The organism is Aeromicrobium sp. A1-2, from assembly GCF_003443875.1.
In the GTDB taxonomy this organism is placed as follows: domain Bacteria; phylum Actinomycetota; class Actinomycetes; order Propionibacteriales; family Nocardioidaceae; genus Aeromicrobium.
Genome location: NZ_CP027482.1, coordinates 670,143 through 688,956 on the forward strand (window position 1 = coordinate 670,143; position 18,814 = coordinate 688,956).

At 67.8% G+C, this 18,814-nt stretch carries 20 protein-coding genes; 8 read left to right on the forward strand and 12 right to left on the reverse strand.

Annotated elements, in window-relative coordinates; translation table 11 throughout:
* Positions 1–25: 25 nt before the first annotated feature.
* Genes C6I20_RS03310 through C6I20_RS03330 form a run of 5 tightly spaced genes read right to left on the reverse strand, consistent with a single transcriptional unit; the run spans position 26 to position 5,541 of the window.
* Positions 26–1,069, reverse strand: a complete 1,044-nt coding sequence (locus C6I20_RS03310; protein WP_118394659.1) for an acyl-CoA dehydrogenase family protein — start codon at positions 1,067–1,069, stop codon at positions 26–28.
* The gene (locus C6I20_RS03315; RefSeq protein ID WP_118394660.1) at positions 1,066–2,025 is read right to left on the reverse strand and encodes an acyl-CoA dehydrogenase family protein; all 960 of its coding nucleotides are present in this window, start codon (positions 2,023–2,025) and stop codon (positions 1,066–1,068) included. The genes C6I20_RS03310 and C6I20_RS03315 overlap by 4 nt, the downstream gene beginning before the upstream one ends.
* On the reverse strand, positions 2,022–3,155 hold the full coding sequence (locus tag C6I20_RS03320) for an acyl-CoA dehydrogenase family protein (RefSeq protein ID WP_118394661.1): 1,134 nt from the start codon (positions 3,153–3,155) through the stop codon (positions 2,022–2,024). The genes C6I20_RS03315 and C6I20_RS03320 overlap by 4 nt, the downstream gene beginning before the upstream one ends.
* On the reverse strand, positions 3,152–4,027 hold the full coding sequence (locus C6I20_RS03325; RefSeq protein WP_118394662.1) for an enoyl-CoA hydratase: 876 nt from the start codon (positions 4,025–4,027) through the stop codon (positions 3,152–3,154). The genes C6I20_RS03320 and C6I20_RS03325 overlap by 4 nt, the downstream gene beginning before the upstream one ends.
* Complete coding sequence (locus C6I20_RS03330; protein ID WP_118394663.1) at positions 4,024–5,541, reverse strand: FadD3 family acyl-CoA ligase; 1,518 nt, start codon at positions 5,539–5,541, stop codon at positions 4,024–4,026. The genes C6I20_RS03325 and C6I20_RS03330 overlap by 4 nt, the downstream gene beginning before the upstream one ends.
* A gap of 81 nt (positions 5,542–5,622) precedes the next feature.
* Here C6I20_RS03330 and C6I20_RS03335 point away from each other — a divergent pair, with 81 nt between their 5' ends.
* The 5 genes from C6I20_RS03335 to C6I20_RS03355 are packed head-to-tail and all read left to right on the forward strand — an operon-like array spanning position 5,623 to position 9,783.
* Positions 5,623–6,801, forward strand: coding sequence for an acyl-CoA dehydrogenase family protein (locus C6I20_RS03335; RefSeq protein ID WP_118394664.1), 1,179 nt, complete (start codon positions 5,623–5,625; stop codon positions 6,799–6,801).
* On the forward strand, positions 6,798–7,601 hold the full coding sequence (locus tag C6I20_RS03340; protein ID WP_118394665.1) for an SDR family oxidoreductase: 804 nt from the start codon (positions 6,798–6,800) through the stop codon (positions 7,599–7,601). The genes C6I20_RS03335 and C6I20_RS03340 overlap by 4 nt, the downstream gene beginning before the upstream one ends.
* Before the next feature lie 3 nt (positions 7,602–7,604).
* Complete coding sequence (locus tag C6I20_RS03345) at positions 7,605–8,195, forward strand: TetR/AcrR family transcriptional regulator (RefSeq protein ID WP_118394666.1); 591 nt, start codon at positions 7,605–7,607, stop codon at positions 8,193–8,195.
* Positions 8,192–9,346 carry an acetyl-CoA C-acetyltransferase gene (locus C6I20_RS03350; RefSeq protein ID WP_118394667.1) on the forward strand — a complete coding sequence of 385 codons (1,155 nt, stop codon included), beginning with the start codon at positions 8,192–8,194 and terminating at the stop codon, positions 9,344–9,346. Before C6I20_RS03345 ends, C6I20_RS03350 begins: the two co-directional genes overlap by 4 nt.
* A gap of 2 nt (positions 9,347–9,348) precedes the next feature.
* Positions 9,349–9,783, forward strand: coding sequence for an SRPBCC family protein (locus tag C6I20_RS03355; protein WP_118394668.1), 435 nt, complete (start codon positions 9,349–9,351; stop codon positions 9,781–9,783).
* Positions 9,784–9,786: 3 nt separating this feature from the next.
* Here the strand turns inward: C6I20_RS03355 and C6I20_RS03360 are convergent, their stop codons facing one another.
* On the reverse strand, positions 9,787–10,584 hold the full coding sequence (locus C6I20_RS03360; RefSeq protein ID WP_118394669.1) for an SDR family oxidoreductase: 798 nt from the start codon (positions 10,582–10,584) through the stop codon (positions 9,787–9,789).
* The gene (locus tag C6I20_RS03365) at positions 10,581–12,110 is read right to left on the reverse strand and encodes a hypothetical protein (RefSeq protein ID WP_118394670.1); all 1,530 of its coding nucleotides are present in this window, start codon (positions 12,108–12,110) and stop codon (positions 10,581–10,583) included. The genes C6I20_RS03360 and C6I20_RS03365 overlap by 4 nt, the downstream gene beginning before the upstream one ends.
* A 45-nt stretch (positions 12,111–12,155) precedes the next feature.
* Between C6I20_RS03365 and C6I20_RS03370 the strand changes: the two genes are divergently transcribed.
* On the forward strand, positions 12,156–12,734 hold the full coding sequence (locus C6I20_RS03370) for a TetR/AcrR family transcriptional regulator (protein WP_118394671.1): 579 nt from the start codon (positions 12,156–12,158) through the stop codon (positions 12,732–12,734).
* Here the strand turns inward: C6I20_RS03370 and C6I20_RS03375 are convergent.
* The 4 genes from C6I20_RS03375 to C6I20_RS03390 are packed head-to-tail and all read right to left on the reverse strand — an operon-like array spanning position 12,725 to position 16,201.
* On the reverse strand, positions 12,725–13,789 hold the full coding sequence (locus C6I20_RS03375; protein ID WP_174232939.1) for a nitronate monooxygenase family protein: 1,065 nt from the start codon (positions 13,787–13,789) through the stop codon (positions 12,725–12,727). The two genes, C6I20_RS03370 and C6I20_RS03375, sit on opposite strands and share 10 nt — an antisense overlap.
* Complete coding sequence (locus C6I20_RS03380) at positions 13,786–14,547, reverse strand: CoA-transferase subunit beta (protein ID WP_118394672.1); 762 nt, start codon at positions 14,545–14,547, stop codon at positions 13,786–13,788. The genes C6I20_RS03375 and C6I20_RS03380 overlap by 4 nt, the downstream gene beginning before the upstream one ends.
* On the reverse strand, positions 14,544–15,416 hold the full coding sequence (locus C6I20_RS03385; protein ID WP_118394673.1) for a CoA transferase subunit A: 873 nt from the start codon (positions 15,414–15,416) through the stop codon (positions 14,544–14,546). Before C6I20_RS03385 ends, C6I20_RS03380 begins: the two co-directional genes overlap by 4 nt.
* Positions 15,413–16,201 carry an enoyl-CoA hydratase family protein gene (locus tag C6I20_RS03390; RefSeq protein ID WP_118394674.1) on the reverse strand — a complete coding sequence of 263 codons (789 nt, stop codon included), beginning with the start codon at positions 16,199–16,201 and terminating at the stop codon, positions 15,413–15,415. The genes C6I20_RS03385 and C6I20_RS03390 overlap by 4 nt, the downstream gene beginning before the upstream one ends.
* Before the next feature lie 37 nt (positions 16,202–16,238).
* Here C6I20_RS03390 and C6I20_RS03395 point away from each other — a divergent pair, with 37 nt between their 5' ends.
* Positions 16,239–17,006, forward strand: a complete 768-nt coding sequence (locus tag C6I20_RS03395; RefSeq protein ID WP_118394675.1) for an SDR family oxidoreductase — start codon at positions 16,239–16,241, stop codon at positions 17,004–17,006.
* The gene (locus tag C6I20_RS03400) at positions 17,003–17,881 is read left to right on the forward strand and encodes an SDR family oxidoreductase (RefSeq protein WP_118394676.1); all 879 of its coding nucleotides are present in this window, start codon (positions 17,003–17,005) and stop codon (positions 17,879–17,881) included. The genes C6I20_RS03395 and C6I20_RS03400 overlap by 4 nt, the downstream gene beginning before the upstream one ends.
* A gap of 78 nt (positions 17,882–17,959) precedes the next feature.
* Here the strand turns inward: C6I20_RS03400 and C6I20_RS03405 are convergent, their stop codons facing one another.
* Positions 17,960–18,745 carry an SDR family NAD(P)-dependent oxidoreductase gene (locus C6I20_RS03405; protein WP_118394677.1) on the reverse strand — a complete coding sequence of 262 codons (786 nt, stop codon included), beginning with the start codon at positions 18,743–18,745 and terminating at the stop codon, positions 17,960–17,962.
* Positions 18,746–18,814 lie beyond the last annotated feature (69 nt).

The window sequence follows — 18,814 nt, forward strand, 5'->3', positions numbered from 1 at the left end:
GAGACTCCAGGTGGATCGGCCCGCCCTACCGGAGCAGGTTGGCTCGGTGCTGGTGGGGGAGGCCGAAGAGCTGGTTGAGGGCCTGGGCTCGCTTGAGGACCAGGTGGGCGTCGTGCTCCCAGGTGATCGCGATACCGCCGTGCAGCTGGACGGTCTCGCCCGCGACGGCCACCGCCGCATCGCTGCAGTACGAACCAGCCGCAGAAGCGAGGCGATCGAGGCCGGGTGTGTCGTGGACGTGGGCCTGCACGGCGGCCCAGGCGCCGGCGCGGGACATCTGGACGAGTACGAGCAGGTCGGCCATGCGGTGCTTGAGCGCCTGGAACGAACCGATCGGGCGGCCGAACTGCGACCGTTGTTTGGTGTATTCGACCGTCATGTCGAGGCCGCGCTGCGCGCAGCCGACCTGAAGGGCAGCCGTGGCGAGAGTGCCGACACGGTGCGCGTGGGCGAGAGCGGCTGCGGCGTCGAGCGTGATCGTCTCAGCAGTCACGCCATCGAGCTCGAGATCGGCGAAGGTCAGAGTCGGGTCTAGGCCGGCGACCTTCGTACGAGTCACCGACGAAGGGGCGACGCTGAACAGTCCGACACCTTCATCGTGGGTGGCGACGACGAGAAGGATCTCGGCGACATCGCCGTACAGGACCGGTGCGACCGAGCCGGTGAGCTTGCCGTCGCTGAAGGTGACACGGACGGGCGCATCTACCGGACCGGTGACTCCGGACCAGGCGAGGGTGGCGACGGTGCCAGCCGCGATCCGCTGCACCAGCGGTCCGCCATCGAGAGCAGCGCTGGCAACGAGCGATGCCAAGAGAGGTGAGGGGGTGAGCGCTCGGCCGAGCTCTTCGAGCACGACGTAGGTCTCGGCGAGGGTGAAGCCGGCTCCACCGCCTTCCTCGGGGATGGCAAGGGCGGCGACGCCCATCTGCTCGCACAGGGTCGACCACAGCTCGGCGTCGAAGGTGTTGAATGCGTTGCGCACGGCTTGGCTGTCCGAGCGTTTTTCGAGCAACTTGCGCACCGAGCCGGCCAGCTCGATGTGGTCCCGCGTGGGTGCGAGGTCTGTCATTGCGTCGGGCTCGACGAACGAGAGGACAGCAGCGAGGCGAGGACGCGCTCGCGGTGGAAGGCCGGAGTGCCCCACGCCGACTGCAGCGCTCGGATGCGGAGCAGCCACAGACTGAGGTCGAATTCGGCGGTGTAGCCGATCGCACCGTGCACCTGCAGACCGACGCGGGCCGAGAGGTTGGCGGCGGCGGCGGCCTGGATCTTGGCAGCGGACACGGCACGAGGCGACGGGTCCAATGCCGCACCGACGATCAGCGGGCGAGCGAAGTCCAGAGCAATGCGTACGTTGGCGAGCTGGTGCTTGATCGCCTGGTACGAGCCGATCGTGCGACCGAACTGGGTGCGCTGCTTCACATAGGTCACCGCGTCAGCGAGCACGCGCTCCCCGGCACCAAGCAGCTCGGCGGAGGCGGCCAGCACGGCGAGGTCGAACGCAGCGTCGACGTCACGAGTGCCGACCGGGCCGGCCTTCGTGACCTTGAACAGGCGTCGGCTGGGATCAACGGACTCGATCGCGTCCGAGTGCTCGGCCTGGTGCACTGTGCCGTCGACCACGACGTAGACGTCGTTGGCGGCGTCGGCATCCACGGCATGCGGAGTGTGTGGCGGGGCGGCGACAGTCGCGACGGTGCCGTCGGCGATCGCCGCACGTTCAGGACCTTCGAGTGCGGCCGCGAGGTAGGCAGCAGACTCGATCCACGGGCCCGGCACAGCATGACGGCCGAGAATCTCGAACGCGCAGACGAGCTCGACCGGCGTAGCGCCGACTCCGCCCTGCTGCTCGGGAATCAGGAGGCCGGACACGCCGACCTCGGTGATCTGCTGCCACAGGTCGAGACCGGGCTTGGCGTCACCCTCGGCCCAGGCGCGGTTGACGGCGACGGGGTCGCTGGCGGCGATCTGACCATGCAGCGCCGACATGAAGTCACGCTGGTCAGAGGTGAGCTCGAACTTCATCCCCGGGCCTCCCTCGGGAGACCGAGGATGCGCTCGGCGACGATATTGCGCTGGATCTCGTTGGTGCCCGCATAGATCGGACCGGACAGGGAGAACAGGTAGCCGTTGGTCCAGGATGAGGCGACCTCACCCTCGGCGCCGAGCAGGTCGAGCGCGCTCTCGTGGAGAGCCACGTCTAGCTCGCTCCACCACACCTTGTTGACCGAGCCGGCCGCACCGATGTCGCCACCGTCGGCGAGCTTGGTGACCGTGCCCCAGGTATAGAGCCGGTAGGCCTCCGCGCGCACCCAGGCGTCGACGACAGCGCTTGAAAGCGCTGGATCAGGATGCTCGGCATACACATCGACCAGGCGGTCGGCCGCGGCGCAGAAACGCCCCGGCGAACGCAGCGACAGCCCACGTTCGTTTCCGGCGGTGCTCATCGCGACCCGCCAGCCTTCGCCGACCGCACCGAGCACGTCGGCGTCGGGGACGAAGACGTCGTCGAGGAACAGCTCGGCGAAGCCGGCCTCGCCGTCGAGCTGCGCGATTGGACGTACGGTCACGCCGCTGGCATCGAGTGGGAAGCAGAAGTAGGTGAGGCCGCGATGGCGCTGCGCCTCCGGATCGGAGCGAAACAGGCCGAAGCCCATGTGCCCGTACGTGGCCCGCGACGACCAGGTCTTCTGCCCGTTGAGCAGCCAGCCGCCATCGACCTTTGTGGCGGTCGAGCGCAGCGAGGCGAGGTCGGAGCCGGCTTCGGGCTCGGACCAGGCCTGGGCCCAGATCGTCTCGCCGGTCGCCATCTGTGGCAGCCAGCGCTTCTGCTGATCGGGAGTGCCGTGATCGAAGATGATCGGTGCGAGCAGGAAGATGCCGTTCTGCGAGACGCGGCCGGGAGCACCAGCGCGGTAGTACTCCTCCTCGAAGATGACCCACTCGATCAGCGACGCGCCACGGCCGCCGAACTCCTCGGGCCACGAGACGACGGACCACTTGGCGTCCGACAGCTGCCGCTCCCACTCTCGATGAGCGGCAAATCCAGCTTCGGTGTCCATCGACGGCAGGGTCTGGGCCGGTACGTTCGCCGCGAGCCAGGAGCGGGCCTGGTCGCGGAAGGTGAGCTGCTCCGGACTGAAGTCGAGGTTCACTCTCTGCTCTGCTCTTTGTTGCCCTGCTCCTTGTTCTTGGCAGCCATCGACTTGGCGTCGAGGCCGCCGAGCGAGTCGGCACCGACCTCAGCATTGTGCGCGTGGGCGAAGTGGTGCAGCCCGAACACTGAGTCCATGCCGGCACGCATGCCCTGCAGGTCCTCGGCCTGGTTGACGGCCTTCTTGGTCAGGGCGAGTCCGAAGCGCGGCATCTGCGAGATGCGGCCGGCGAGCGCCAGCACGGTCGCCTCCAGCTCGGCGGCTGGGACGACTTGGTTGACCATGCCGAGCTCCTGGGCGCGGGTGGCGCTGAAGCGATCACCGGAGAACAGGAACTCCTTGGCGGCGCGCGGGTTCATCACCCACGGGTGCGCGAAGTATTCGACACCCGGGATGCCCATCCGGACGACCGGGTCGGAGAAGAATGCATCATCTGAAGCGATGATGAAGTCGGCCGACCAGGCGAGCATCAGACCGCCGGCGATGCAGGCGCCGTGCACCATCGCGATGACGGGCTTGGGGATCTCGCGCCAACGGCGGCACATGCCGAGGTAGACCTCCGACTCGCGGGCCCAGCGCAGGTCACCGCCTTCTTTTTCGACGTGAGTCCAGTGGATGCCGGCCTTGCGATCGAACTCGACGTCGACGTCGCGGCCAGGTGTGCCGATGTCATGACCGGCACAGAAGTGCTTGCCGTTGCCGGCCAACACGATGACCTTGACGTCGTCGTCATCTGTGGCGCGCACGAACGCAGCGTCGAGCGCGTACGTCATGGCGGAATTCTGCGCGTTGCGGTATTCGGGTCGGTTGAGCGTGATGCGGGCGACCTGGTCGACGACCTCGTATGTCACGACGTCTGTTTCGGTGGTCATCGGGTGCTCCTCAGCTCGGTTTTCAGAACTTTGCCAGAAAGATTGCGCGGCAGGGTCTCAACGAAGGCGACCTCGCGAGGTGCCTTGAAGTTGGCCAGCCGCTCGCGGGCGAACGCGATGACAGCATCGGCGTCGAGGTCGCTGTCGCGGCGACGGACGACAAATGCCTTGCCGACCTCGCCGAGACGCTCGTCGGGGATGCCGATCACGGCCACGTCTGCCACGCCGTCGAGTCGTGCGAGTGACTGCTCGACCTCGGCGGGATAGACGTTGAAGCCGCCGCAGATGTACATGTCCTTGAGGCGGTCGGTGATGCGGAGGTAGCCGCTGTCGTCAAGGACGCCGACGTCGCCGGTGTGCAGCCAGCCATCCGCGTCGATCGCCTCGGCCGTGGCGGCGGGATCGTCGAGGTAGCCGAGCATGACCTGCGATCCACGCAGGAGCAGCTCGCCCTCGGTGCCGGCAGCGAGGTGCTCCCCGGTCTCGGGGTCGGCGATGGCTGTCTCCATGCCGTCGATCGCCTTGCCGCAGGTCGTGGCGACGGTCTCGTCGCCGTCACCCCGGCGGCACATCGTGGCGACAACGCACTCGGTCATCCCGAAGGCGGTGATCACCAGGTCGAAGCTGAGCTCGGTCTGCAGTCGCTCGACGAGCGCAACGGGCACGTTGGCGGCACCGGTGTTGGCGAAGCGCAGTGAAGAGGTGTTGGTGGTCGAGAACGCTGGCGACTCGAGCAGGCCCAGAAAGATCGCTGGCGCACCGGGGACCATGGTGATCTGCTCGGACGCGATCAGCGCCAGCGCTGCATCGGCGTCAAACGTCGCCATCGGATAGATGGTGCATCCGCGGATCAGGCCGACGAGGGCGCCGATCTTGTAGCCATAGGAATGGAAGAACGGGCTGATGACGAGATACCGGTCGTCGCGGCTGACTTCGCCGACAGCACTCCAGCTCGCACCGGACGCAACGCTCTGCCGGTGTGAGCTGAGCACGCCCTTGGGTCGGCCGGTCGTCCCCGACGAGAACAGGATGTCGGCGACGTCGTCGGGGGAGACCGCGTCGGCGGCGGCCTCGACAGCCGCGAGGTCGGCGGCGCTGGCTTCGAGCGAGTCGAGGCTGGCAAGGTCGAGGATCTTCGCGTCGGGTGCGATCGTGCCGAGGTCGGCGATCTGCGTCTTGCCGAGGAATCCGTCGGCGATGACAACCAGAGACGCGCTGGTCCGCTCGACGAGTCCGCTGACTTCGTGCGCGGTGTAGCGGGAGTTGGCTGGCACCAGCGTGCCGCCGGCGTACGTGACGGCGAATCCCGCGACAACCCACTCAATGCTGTTGGGTGCCCAGAGGACGACGCATCCGCCAGGCTCCAAGCCCTTGCCGCGGAAGGCGGCAGCCGTACGGCGCACCTGGTCGTACAGTTCGGTGAACGTGAGCGTGCGTCCGTCCATGACATAGGCCGGAGCGTCGCCAAATTCCTTGGCAGCACGGCGTACGAGTCCTGGGACGGTGGTGTCCACTACGCATCCTCTCAACAAACCAAACACTTGCTTGGTAGGCTACCTTAGCGGAGACCGACGCTGACCCGGAAGGAGCCGATCGTGAACACTGCCACCGATGACGCTGCCTTCCGCACCGAAGTACGCAGCTGGCTCGAAGCCAACCTGGCCGGCCGATGGGCTGCGCTCAAGGGAGTTGGCGGCAGCGGCAGCGGCGAGGACGCGTACGACGAACGGCTCGCCTGGAACCGTCACCTGGCCGAGCACGGCTGGACCTGCCTCGGCTGGCCCGCCGAGCACGGCGGACGCGGGCTCAGCCTCTCGCAACAGGCGATCTTCTATGAGGAGTATGCCCGCGCCGATGCGCCCGAGACCGTCAACCACCTGGGGGAGAAGCTGCTCGGCCCTACGCTGATCGAGTTCGGTACCGACGAGCAGAAGGCCCGCTTCCTCCCCAAGATCCTCCACGTTGCGGAGATGTGGTGCCAGGGCTACTCCGAGCCCGGCGCCGGCTCCGACCTCGCAGCCGTGAGCACCAAGGCAGTCGTCACCAGCTCTGAAGGTGGGCCAGGCGAATGGGTCGTCGACGGCCAGAAGGTGTGGACGTCGTGGGCGCAGAAGTCTGACTGGATCTTCGTCATTGCGCGCACCGAGCAGGGCTCGACCCGCCATCACGGTCTCTCGTTCCTGCTGATGCCGCTGGACCAGGACGGCATCGAGATCCGGCCGATCGAGCAGATCACCGGCGGCTCGGAGTTCAACGAGGTGTTCTTCTCGAGCGCTCGTACCGATGAGTCGATGATTCTCGGTGAGCCTGGCGACGGCTGGAAGGTCGCCATGGCGCTGCTCGGCTTCGAGCGTGGCGTCTCCGTGCTGGGCCAGCAGGTCGGCTTCGAGCGCGAGCTCGACGACCTGATTGAGCTCGCCCGCAGCAATGGCTCGCTCGACGATCCGGTCCTGCGCGATCGTCTGGCTCGGCAGAGCGCCGAGTTCGAGATCATGCGGGTCAACGCGATTCGCTCGCTGACCGAAGCCACCCCCGGCGCCGATAACGTCGCCAAGCTCGTCTGGGCCAACTGGCATCGCCGCCTCGGCGAGCTCGCCATGGAGGTCTGCGGCGCTTCGGCGCTTACCGCCGAGGGCGAGTCGTACGACCTGAGCCGTTGGCAGAATCTCTTCCTCTTCTCCCGCGCCGACACGTTGTATGGCGGCAGCGACGAGATCCAGCGCAACATTCTCGCCGAGCGCGTGCTCGGCCTTCCCCAGGAGGCGCGCGGATGACCGTCATGCGACCTGAACAACTCACCCCCGACTACGTCCCCGGACATGGTCTGCTCGCCGACAAGGTCGTGGTCGTGACCGCCGCGGCCGGTGCGGGCATCGGTGCCGCCGTGGCGCGACGCGCGTTAGAGGAATCGGCCGCTGTGGTCGTCATCAGTGACACCCACGTGCGCCGGCTGGCCGAGTCGCACGATGTCCTGGCCCAGGAGTTCGGCCCCGACCGGGTGCGCTCACTCGCCGTCGATGTGACCGACGAAGCCCAGGTGCAGGCGCTGCTCGATCTCGCCGACGAGCACGGTGGCGTCGACATCATGATCAACAACGCGGGTCTGGGAGGCACGGCCGACGTGCTGGAGATGGCCGACGACGAGTGGTCGCGTGTCCTCGACATCACGCTGACCGGAACCTTCCGTTGTGTGCGGGCCGCCGGCAACCGCATGCGCGACGCGGGCAAGCGCGGGATCATCATCAACAATGCTTCCGTCATCGGCTGGCGAGCCCAGGAAGGTCAGGCCCACTACGCCGCCGCGAAGGCGGGCGTGATGGCGCTGACCCGCTGCGCCGCGCTCGACGTGGCACCCCATGGCATCCGGGTCAATGCGGTCGCCCCTTCGCTGGCCATGCACCCCTTCCTCGCCAAGGTCACCAGCGATGAGTTGCTGGCCGAGCTCAAGCAGCGCGAGGCCTTCGGGCGGGCCGCCGAGCCCTGGGAGGTGGCCAACGTCATGGTCTTCCTGGCGTCGGACTACTCCTCCTACCTGACCGGCGAAGTCATCTCCGTGTCGAGTCAGCGAGCCTGAGTCATGACCCCACCAACGCCACCCTCTGCCCGTCGCGACGAGCTGCTGCAGATCGCAGCCGACCTGTTCGCGACCAAGGGCTTCAAGAACACGACCGTCCGGGACATCGCGGACGCTGCGGGCATCCTCAGCGGATCGCTCTATCACCACTTCGACTCCAAGGAGTCGATGGTCGACGAGATCCTCTCGACCTTCCAGGACGACCTGTTCGGCAAGTACGCCGGCATCGTCACCGGCCACGACGACCCGCGCGCGAAGCTCGAGGCCGCGGTGCGGGTGTCGTTCGAGGCGATCGACCAGCATCGCAGCGAGGTCGCGATCTTCCAGAACGAAGCCGACTACCTCGGGACGTTCGACCGGTTCGGCTACCTGGCCGAGCGCAACCAGCAGTCGCGGGACGTGTGGTTGACCCTGCTGGGGGAAGGAATCAACGCCGGTGTCCTGCGCCAGGATCTCGACATCGAGCTGGTCTACCGCTTCATCCGCGACACCGTCTGGGTCGCGGTCCGCTGGTATCGGCCCGGCGCCAAGCTGAGCCACCACGACATTGCCGACCAGTACCTCACCATTCTTCTCGACGGGATCACCACATGAGCTCTCCCACGGCCTACATCATCGACGCGGTCCGCACCCCGGTCGGCCGCCGTGGTGGTTCGCTCGCCGAGATGCACTCGGCCGATCTGGGCGGCCACGTGCTGAAGGCGCTGATGGACCGCACCGGCGTCGACCCGGGCGCGGTCGACGACGTCATCATGGGTTGTTGCGACACGATCGGATCGCAGGCCGGTGATGTCGCCCGCACCGCGTGGCTGGTCGCCGGGCTCCCCGACCACGTTCCCGGGGTGACGATCGACCGGCAGTGCGGATCCTCGCAGCAGTCGGTCCACTTCGCGGCCCAGGGAGTGATGTCCGGGACGCAGGGCCTGGTCGTCGCGGGTGGCCTGCAGAACATGAGTGCCATCCCCATCTCGGCGGCGATGCTGGTGGCCGACCAGTATGGCTTCAGCACGCCGTTCGCCGAGTCTCCGGGCTGGCAGGCGCGCTACGGCAACCAGGAGGTCAGCCAGTTCAAGTCTGCCGAGATGATCGCGGAGAAGTGGGACATCAGCCGCGAGCAGATGGAGGAGTTCGCCCTGGCCTCGCACGAGCGGGCCCGCACGGCGATTGCCGAGGGCAGGTTCGCGGCAGAGATCGCGCCGGTCGGTGGGTTCACGACCGACGAGTGCCCGCGGGAGACATCGCTGGAGAAGATGGCCGGCCTGACGCCGCTGACCCCCGGCGGACGGATCACGGCCGCCGTCGCCTCCCAGCTCAGCGATGCGGCCAGCGCGGTGCTCATCGCATCGGAGCGAGCCGTCGCCGAGCACGACCTCAGGCCGCGTGCCCGGGTGCACCACCTCTCGGTGCGCGCGGATGACCCGATCTGGATGCTGACCGGCCCGATTGCCGCGACCAAGCATGCGCTGGCCAAGGCGGGCATGTCCGTCTCCGACATCGATCTGTTCGAGTGCAACGAAGCCTTCGCCTCAGTCGTGCTGGCCTGGATGCAGGAGCTGGACGTCCCCCACGACAGGGTCAACGTCAACGGCGGGGGCATCGCCCTGGGTCACCCGATCGGCGCGACCGGCACCCGCCTGATGACGACGCTGCTCCACGAGCTCGAACGCACCGGGGGGCGCTTCGGCCTGCAGGTCATGTGCGAGGGCGGCGGCCAGGCCAACGTCACCATCATCGAGAGGATCTAGTCATGGCAGTGTCCGGAAGCACCGAGTTCGACGTCTCCGCCTCGCCCGAGGAGGTCATGGACGCCGTGGCGGCCATCGAGGATCTCCCTCAGCGTTCGGGTCCGCACCAGTCTGCCGAAGTCGAGTCCCGACATGAGGACGGGCGACCGCACCGGGTGCGAGCCAAGGTCAGTGCGGCCGGCTTCAAGGACGAGGAGGTCACCGACTACGCGTGGGACGGGCTGGAGTCGGTCACGTGGACGCTGGCCGAGAGTGCCGTGCAGTCCACGCAGGTCGGGACCTACACGCTGACGCCCACCGCCTCCGGCACCCACATCACGCTGGATCTTGAGATCGGGGTCAAGGTGCCGATGCCTGGTTTCGTGCTGAAACGAGTGCTGAAGACCGCGCTCGACACCGGCAGCAAGGACTTCAAGAAGTATCTCGAGAGCCGCTGACGTTCACTCGCCCCGCTGGACGGCCCAACCTTGGGGGGACTCCGGGTGCAGGATCGCATCGGTCCCGCCGTCGGCGTAGACGACCGAGCCGACCATCAGGCTGCAGGCGTCGGACAGCATGAATGCGATCAATGCCGCCACCTCCTCCGGGCGTCCGACACGACCTATAGCAGTCGGGTAGGCCTCCAGGAGCGGGCCGATCTCCGGATCGGCCAGGAGCTGATCGGTCATAGGGCTGTCGATCATGCCGGGCGCGACGGCGTTGAGCCGGATGCCGTGGCCGATCCAGGGCTCCGTGGTGCCCTCGCGACGCGCCCACCACGCCAGTGCGGCCTTGGTCGCCGGGTAGACCATGACGGACTCGGCCCTGACCGCGTCGGCACGAGCAGCGGGCTCGTCGTCAGCCAGGCAGAGGTCGGCCACGGAGACGCGCCAACCCGGCATGCCCGTGATGGAGTTCGAGGCAAGCAGGACGACGCTGGCGCCACCCGCCGATGCGAGCTGTGGTTGAAGGCCGCGAGCCAGGGCCACGGCTCCGAAGAAGTTGACTGAGACCACGAGCGCTGAGTCGACGCCGGTGGCGCCGGCCAGACCCGCGCACGGCACCAGTCCGTGCACGACGTCGGTCAGTCGCTGCACCTGTGTCACGGCGTGATTCCGGCCGGCGGGCGTGGACAGGTCGGCCGTCACCTCGGCGTCCCGGAGGTCCACTGTGATGACCCGATCTCCCTGGCTGCGCAGCACCTCGGTCGTGGCGGCACCGATACCGCTGGCGGACCCGCTGACGACGAAGGTCTTCACGTGTCGGTGATCCGGATCAGTCCGGCCAGGGTGGCGATGTAGGCCGCTCCGTCGGGCCCGAGATAGATCGCCGCGTAGTGGTTGTTCCACTGGATCCCGGTGCCGGTGAGGCGGCTCCAGACGGTCTTCCCGGTGCGGATGTCGATCGCGGTGAAGTACCACGCGTCGAGCGTGGATCCCAGCCCCTTGAGCTTGGGCTTGGTGTAGGCGTAGAGCAGGCCGTTGCCGAGGGAGGCCTTGGGCACCGAGCTGGGTGCGATCTCGTCGCTGGTCCACGCGACGTGGCATCCGTCCTGGGTGACCTTCACTCGAGCCAGGCCCGGTGTGGTGGTCTGGCCGAGGATCGTGGTCGTGGGTCCGCCGTAGCCGTAGTTGTTCTCGATGATGAACGAGTTGCCCGCTGCCACCAGGCTGTTGTCGGTCGTGCCGACGTTGTCACCGAGCACCGGCTGGGTGCAGTGCAACCGCTGGGACACCCCCTTGCGGCGGTCGTAGACCAGGATGTTCGTTTGCGGGTCGGCGTTGTCGTTGATGGCGACCCAGCGCTTGCCGAGCAGGGTCGGTGTGGTTCCCGAGCCCTGCGAGAGGTTGCCGGTCTTCAGTCGCGTGCCGTGGTCGTACGTCTCACGCCAGGTGATGTCGGGTCGGCCGGCGGCGTTGGCGTCGAGGCGGTACAACGCGTGCGTGGACACGACATACATGCCCCCGGTCTCGTCGGTCGAGACCGAGTTGGTGACCTCCTCGCCGTCGGGGAGCTGCCGTACCTTCACGGCGCCGGAGGTCCGGTCGAGGGTGCCGACGACGCCCTGCTGGGTGAAGAACCAGATCCGCCCGGACCAGTCGGGCATCGTGGCGATCAGGCAGTCGCCCTCGGGGATGTGCGCGGCCAGCGACCACTCGGCCTGCTGCTGCAGTGATCCATCGGCCTTGACCTTGATCTTGAGGATCGACTTCCGGCCCGTGGTCGGATAGGCGACATCGTTGTCGTCCAGGAAGAAGTACGTGCCGCCGCAGATGTCCGTCAGGGGATTGGCGCCAGTCAGCAGATTGCGGGCCGATGTCCGCAGCTCGGAGATCGGCCGCAGCGTGACCGGGTCGATCACCATCATGCCGAAGCCTTCGAGACCGCCGCACAGCCCGACGATGCGGCCCCGGGAGTCGAAGGCCATCGTGGCGCACTCGCGGACGCCGTAGGACGCCGACTTGATCTTCACGCGCTCGCCCAGCGGGCCGCTGACCTGGTAGGCGTCCGATCCGTAGGCGTCGTTGTGCATCGTGTTGGTGCCGTCGGGGGACAGCCACGGGTTCTGGGGGATGTGGGGGTGCTGGATCGGCCGCTCGGTCGCCGGTGCTCCGACGAAGGCGGGCACCAATGCGTCGGTCGGCAGGGATGGGATCGGCAGACCGGCGATGGCCGGGATCGGCGGGAGCGTGAGCTCGGGCGCGGGTGTCGACGAGGTGGCCGGTGTGGCCAGGGTGGCCGAGAGCGCGGCGACTCCGGCGAGCAGGGCGAGGATGCGGCGCATCTCCAGACTGTAACCGCATGGTTACAGTCTGTATAGACTGTCGCGGTGACCAATTCCGGTGCGGACGGCAGGCCCCATGGGCGCGAGCAGATCCGTTCGGCTGTGCTGTCGGCCGCCAACTCGCTGGTGGCCGAGCGCGGGCCGGACGGCTTCTCGGTGCGCGACATCGCCACCCGGGCGGGGGTCAACCACGCTCTGGTTCACCGCCACTTCGGCACCAAGGCCGATGTGCTCGAGCAGGTCCTGGCCGCCGAGGCCGAGGACGTCGTGGCCGCCGTGCTGCAGTCCGGCTTGCCGATCGCTGGCGATGCGGACGCCGACGTCGTGGCCAGGCTGCTCGACCTGCTGGCCGAGCGCCAGACATACTGGCGGACGTTGGTCCATGCCGTGCTGGCCAGTCCCGAGGCCGCGCTACCGGGTACGGCCTCGACGACCGAACTCTTCTCGGGTCTGTGGCGTGGTGGAGACGTGGACCGGGCGGCGTCGACCTCGGTCGCCGGCATGACCGTGCTCGGCTGGCTGATCTTCGGCACGTTCATGACCGACGCCACGGGCGCCGACCCCGAGGAGGTTCGGCGCGCAGTGGCCGAGCAGGTTGCAGCGCTGATCGCGGGTCAGAGGTAGGCGCCGGCTCGCTTCAAGGATGCCGCAGCCTCGATGATCACGCGATCGATGAGCTGCTCGCAGCTCGGCAGGTCGCTGATGACACCGACGACCTGCCCCGATGCGAGCACACCGGCGGTGGGGTCGCCCTCCACGAGGCCGGCCTTGAGCATCATCGGGGTGTTGGCTGCGAGAGCAAGCTGGCCGAGGGTGCGGCCCTGCTCCTTGCGCATCGCCCGCCCGTCGATCGCGAGCTCCTTCCACGACATGCCGGCCATGCGCTTGAACTGCAGTGTGCGCCGAGCCGTCGGGACGAGCCGTCGGAGGCCGGAGGATCCTTCGACCTGATCGACGAGGTCGGTGCGGAGCATCCGGTGCGGCATGCCGTCGACCTTCTTGGTCACCACGGTGTCGTCGAGGCCCGCGGACAGGTACCGCTGCTTGACCTCGTCGGGCACGCGGCTCTCGGCCGTCAGCAGGAATCGTGTCCCCATGCCGACACCGGCCGCACCGTACGACAGCGCAGCTGCCAGACCGCGCCCGTCGAAGAAGCCTCCCGCCGCGATGACCGGGATGTCGACAGCGTCGAGGACCGTCGGCAGCAGGAGTGTGGTGGGGACGGAGCCGGTGTGGCCGCCGCCCTCTCCGCCCTGGATCATCACGGCGTCGGCACCCCAGGACTCGACCTTCACGGCGTGCTTGGGCAGGCCCACGCTGGGGATCACGACGATGTCGTGCTCCTTGAGGCTGGCAATCAGCTCGGGCTTCGGGGCGAGAGCGAATGAGGCGACCTTGACGCCGTACTCGATCAGGAGCCTGCACCGCGCCGGAGCGTCAGCTGCATCTGCGCGCAGGTTCACGCCGAACGGGGCGTCCGTGCGTTCCTTGACCTCGATGATCGCCTGCTCCAGCTCGGCCAGGGTCATCGTCGCGGATGCGAGGATACCGAGCCCCCCTGCGTTGGCGGTGCCGCTGACCAGACTCGGGCCGGCGACCCAGCCCATGCCGGTCTGCACGACCGGGTGGCGGACGCCTACGAGCTCGGTGAGCGGTGTGGTGAGCAATTGGTCGATCATCGGGGTGCCACTTCGCGGTCTCGGAGACTCCGGGGATCGAGCAGCTCGCGCATCAGCACCAGTTCCTCGGACGTGGGCTCGCGCGTGGCCGGGACATCGCCGTCGGTGTGGATCTCGCAGCCACTCGCGGCCCGAACCTCCTCGACCGATGAGCCGGGATGGACCGACACGAAGCGCAGCGTGTGGCCGGGTCCGCCGAAGTCGAAGACGCCCAGATCAGTGACCAGGCGGTGCACGTCGTGGAACTTCGCGGCGGCCGGGCCAGCGGCCTCGGCGCGGGCGCGCCCGACGCCCGAGACGATGTCGACCTGCTCGACCACGACCCGGGTGGAGTGCTTCGGGACCCAGTAGGAGGTCTTGTTGTTGACCGTGTTGCCCGGGGCTCCGCGCACACCGAGCAATTGACGAGTGGGTTTGTCCCACGAGCCGATGGCGGAGATGTTCTGGTTGCCGTGTCGGTCGACCTGGGTCGCGCCCATCATGACGTGTCTCTTCCCAAAGGAGACGACCGACTCGAGCACGAGGCGGAACGGCATCCAGCCCTCCGTGACGTCCGCCGTCTGGCCGAGCGGGGGAGTACCGCGCAGGATGCGGGCCTCGCCATCGGTCAGCATCAACAATGGGTTGGTGGTGTTCTTGGCCAGCCGCGCGCCGAGCGTGGGGAGCAGGCCCATGGGGCTGCCCATGATCTCGCCGTCATCGGCGAAGCAGTCGGCAATGGCAACGGCGCAGTACTCAGCGCGGGTCACGTCGGTCATGGGGTGGCCTCCTCGGTGAATGCGGTGACTGCGGCTTGGTAGGCGGCCTCGTCGCCGGACAGGAACCGCTGGTTGAACACAGCCCAGTCCTCGGGCGTCTTGGCCGCCGTCGCGTACGCCTTCTGGAACTTCTCGTCCCGCCCATAGGTCGGGGTGCAGTCGGTGAAGTGAGCGCCGTTGGGTGTCTCCACGACGCCGGTCACCATCGTGCGGTTGAGCAACAGGCTCTGCAGGGGGGCATCGACGGTCAGTCCGGCCGTGTCGATGATCTGCTCGGTGGAGACGTACGCTTCGCGGGCCGCCATGCAGAACAGATCGTCGAAGTAGGGATCCGGACCGAGGTACTGTCCGTTGCCCATCGCGTCAGCCCGGTTCATGTGCACCAGCGCGACGTCGAGGTTGAGCGCGGGGACCGCGACCAGCTCCTCGTCCTGGTCATAGGGCGACACGACCGTGCGCAGGTCGGTGTCGTTCTCCAGCACTGCCGATCCCAGACCCGCGCGCATCGGCAGGAAGGAGACGCGCTGGGCGGCGGCGCGCAAACCGTTCTGGAACATGCCCTCGTCCCACTCGCGGAACTGCGCCGTTCCCTCCTGGCGCGCCCGCCCGAACCATGGCTCGAGCGGAATCGAGTCCAGGGTCGCGAACGCATACGTCACCTTGCTGGCCTTGCCGGCCGCCAGCAGCAGGCCGACGTCGGGTCCGGCGTACGAGACGATGTGCAGGTCGGTGAGGTCGCTCCGCAGGATGGCTCGTACCAGTGCCATCGGCTTGCGGCGCGAGCCCCAGCCGCCAATGCCGACTGTCATCCCGCTGTTGATGCGGCCGATGATCTGGTCGATCGTCAGCTCCTTGGACGGTGCCTTCATGTGTTGCCCTCTGTCTTGTCTGTTCCCACGTTGCGCTGACTCTTTGCCGTTCCGGCGAAGTCGTCGCGAAGCTCGTCGCTCACGCCCATGAGGTTGAGCTCCATCGTGAAGCCCTGCTCGAAGCGGTAGCTGGTGTTGACGTCCATGGGGTCGATCCCGTTGAGCGCCTCCTTCGCGGCGCGGATGACCCGGCCGTCCTTGGCGGCGATCTCCGCGGCGAGTCCCAGGGCGAGATCATCGAGCTGATCACGCGGCACGACGTCGTACACCGACCCGTGCTGGACGAGGTCCTTGGCCGGGATCGTCCTGGCCGTGAAGTAGAGCGTGCGCATCAGGTGCTGGGGAACGAGCCGTGCGAGGTGGGTGGCCGCACCCAGCGCACCTTGGTTGACCTCCGGGACGCCGAAGTAGGCGTCGTCGCTCGCGACCACGATGTCGGCGTTGCCGACGAGTCCGACACCGCCCCCGACGCAGAACCCGTGGACCGCGGCGATGACCGGAACGGGGCACTCGTACACCGACTTGAAGGCAGCGAAACAGCCCTTGTTGGCACCGATCAGGGCGTCGAAGCCCGTCGTGTTCTGCATCTCCTTGATGTCCACGCCGGCGTTGAATCCCTTGCCCTCGGCCCGGAGCACGACGACCTTGATCGCCGGGTTGGCCGCGGCCACGTCCAGCGCCGCCGCGATATCGAACCACCCTTGGACGGGGAGCGCGTTGACCGGCGGATGGGCCATCGTGACGACCAGGATGCCGTCGTCTCGGAGGACGGAAGTGACGCTCATGGCTACCTACCTAACGTTTGCTTGGTAGCCTAGCAGCATGACTTTGTCGCTGGACCTGTCCGGACGCGTCGCCCTGGTGACCGGGGGCTCGCGTGGCATCGGCCGGGGGATCGCTGCCGTCCTGGTCGAGGCGGGCGCCTCGGTGATCACCTGCGCTCGATCAGATGTCCTCGAAGCGTCTCCAGGCACCGAGCACATTGCGTGCGACGTCAGGGATGTCGATGCCGTCGGGGCCATGATCGCCGGGATCGTCGATCGGCACGGTCGACTTGACCTGCTGGTCAACAACGCCGGTGGAGCGCCCTACGCCTTGGCTGTCGACTCCGGCGCGCGGCTCGACGAGAAGATCCTCGGCCTCAACCTCGCCGCGGTCCTGACGGTCTCGAAGGCCGCCAATGCCGTGATGCAACAGCAGGACGCCGGCGGTGCCATCGTGAACATCTCCTCGGTCTCTGCCTTGCGTCCGTCGCCGGGCACGGCCTCGTACGGCGCGGCCAAGGCCGGCGTCGACTCGCTCGCCACCTCACTGGCCGTCGAATGGGGGCCCAAGGTGCGGATCAACAGCATCGACGTCGGGTTGTGCCGCACCGAGCAGACTGCCGACCACTACGGCGACGACGCCACAGTGGCGGCGGTCGAGGCCACGATTCCGCTCGGCCGGATGGCCGAGCCCGAAGAGGTCGGTCGCGTGGTCGCGTTCCTGGCCTCCGACCTCGCGTCGTACGTGTCCGGCGCCACCGTCGCCTGCCACGGAGGTGGCGAACCGCCCGTCTTCTTGTACGTCGTCAACCAGGAGAAGAAATGAACATGCTCGAAGGCCGAATCGCGATTGTCACCGGAGCCGGTCGAGGCATTGGTCGAGCGCACGCGCTCGAGCTGGCCCGACAGGGCGCGAAGGTCGTGGTCAACGACTTCGGTGTTTCGCTCGCGGGGGAGCGAGAGGAGTCGCCCGCCGACTCGGTCGTGGCCGAGATCAAGGCGCTCGGAGGTGACGCGGTGTCCAACGGCGCCGACGTCGCGGACTTCGCCGAGGCCGAGGCGATGGTGCAGCAGGCCATCGAGACGTTCGGTGGCCTCGACATCCTGGTCAACAATGCCGGATTCGTCCGCGACCGCATGCTCGTCAACACCTCGGAGGAGGAGTGGGACGCCGTCATCCGTGTGCACCTCAAGGGTCACTTCGCGCCGCTGCGCCACGCGGGAGCGTACTGGCGTGCGGAGTCCAAGGCCGGTCGCCAACGCGATGCGCGGGTCATCAACACCTCATCCGGCGCCGGTCTCCAAGGATCCATCGGCCAGACGACATACTCCGCGGCCAAGGCCGGCATCGCCGGAATGACGCTCGTGGCGGCGGCAGAGATGGGGCGCTACGGCGTCACCGTCAATGCGATCGCCCCGGTGGCACAGACGCGGATGACCGAGGGCGCGTTCGACACCTCGGCGATGGCGCAGCCCGAGGACAACTCTCCGATCGTCGCCTGGCTCGCTTCGGTCGAGGCGGGGGACGTCACGGGCCGGGTCATCGAGATCGACGGAGGTCAGATCTGCGTCGAGCAGGCGTGGACCCACGGACCGAAGCGTGACATCGGCCGCCGCTGGGCGACGGTCGACGTCGGTGCGGCGCTCCGCGAGCTCATCGCGCAAGGCGCAACCCCTGAGCCTGTGTACGGAACCAGCTAGCCCGAGGATCGGCGAGTCTCTCCGCCATCCAGCGGCTGATGGACGAGAGACTCACCGCGGACGGCCGAAACTCTCCGCTCAGACGGAGTAGCCGCCGTCGACGTCGAGCTTCTGACCCGTGATGAAGCCAGCCCGGCTCGACGCCAGGAAGCAGACTGCCTCGGCGATGTCGGCGGCACTGCCGAACGTGCGCAGCGGGATGTTCGACCGGGTGATGGCCAGCGCGTTGTCGTCGAGCTCGCCCGAGGCGATCAGGCGTGCCGCCATCCCATCGGTCAGCATGCCGGGACCGACGGCATTGACGCGGACGCCGAAGCGCCCCTCCTCGGCGGCGAGCGCACGCACCAAGGCATCGACGGCACCCTTGGGTGCGGACGACAGACCGTCGCGGACGGGAAAGCGGGTCGTGGCAGCGGTCGTGATCGCGACGATCGATCCCCGGGTGCCCCGAAGCAGGGGTAGCGCGGGCTGGGCGATGTTGAAGAAGCCCACGGCGTCCTGCGAGATCTGGGCGGCGAAGTCGGCGGGGGAGACCGTGGACAGGTGGACCATCGGCACGTGCGGCCCTGCCGCGTAGACCAGGGTGTGGATTCCGCCGTACGTCCCGGCCAGGTGCGTCAGCAGGGCCGCGCAGTCCTCGGCGCTGGCGAGGTCGAGGGCGTGGGCCGACGATCGCACTCCGGATGCAGCGGCCGCTGCCGCCACTGCCTCGCCGGACTCCTGATTGCCGCGGAAGGTGACCGCGACATCGGAGCCGCGTGCGGCCAGCATCTGGGCCGTGGCGGCGCCAAGCCCCCCACTGCCGCCCACGACGAGGGCGACGCCGGAGTTGTCGGCAAAGTCGGGCGCGAATTGATCGGTCATGAGGTGCCGAACTCTATCGAGTGGTTGTCGATCGCGGGCGGCTCTGATAGAACGTGTTCTAGATTTGTC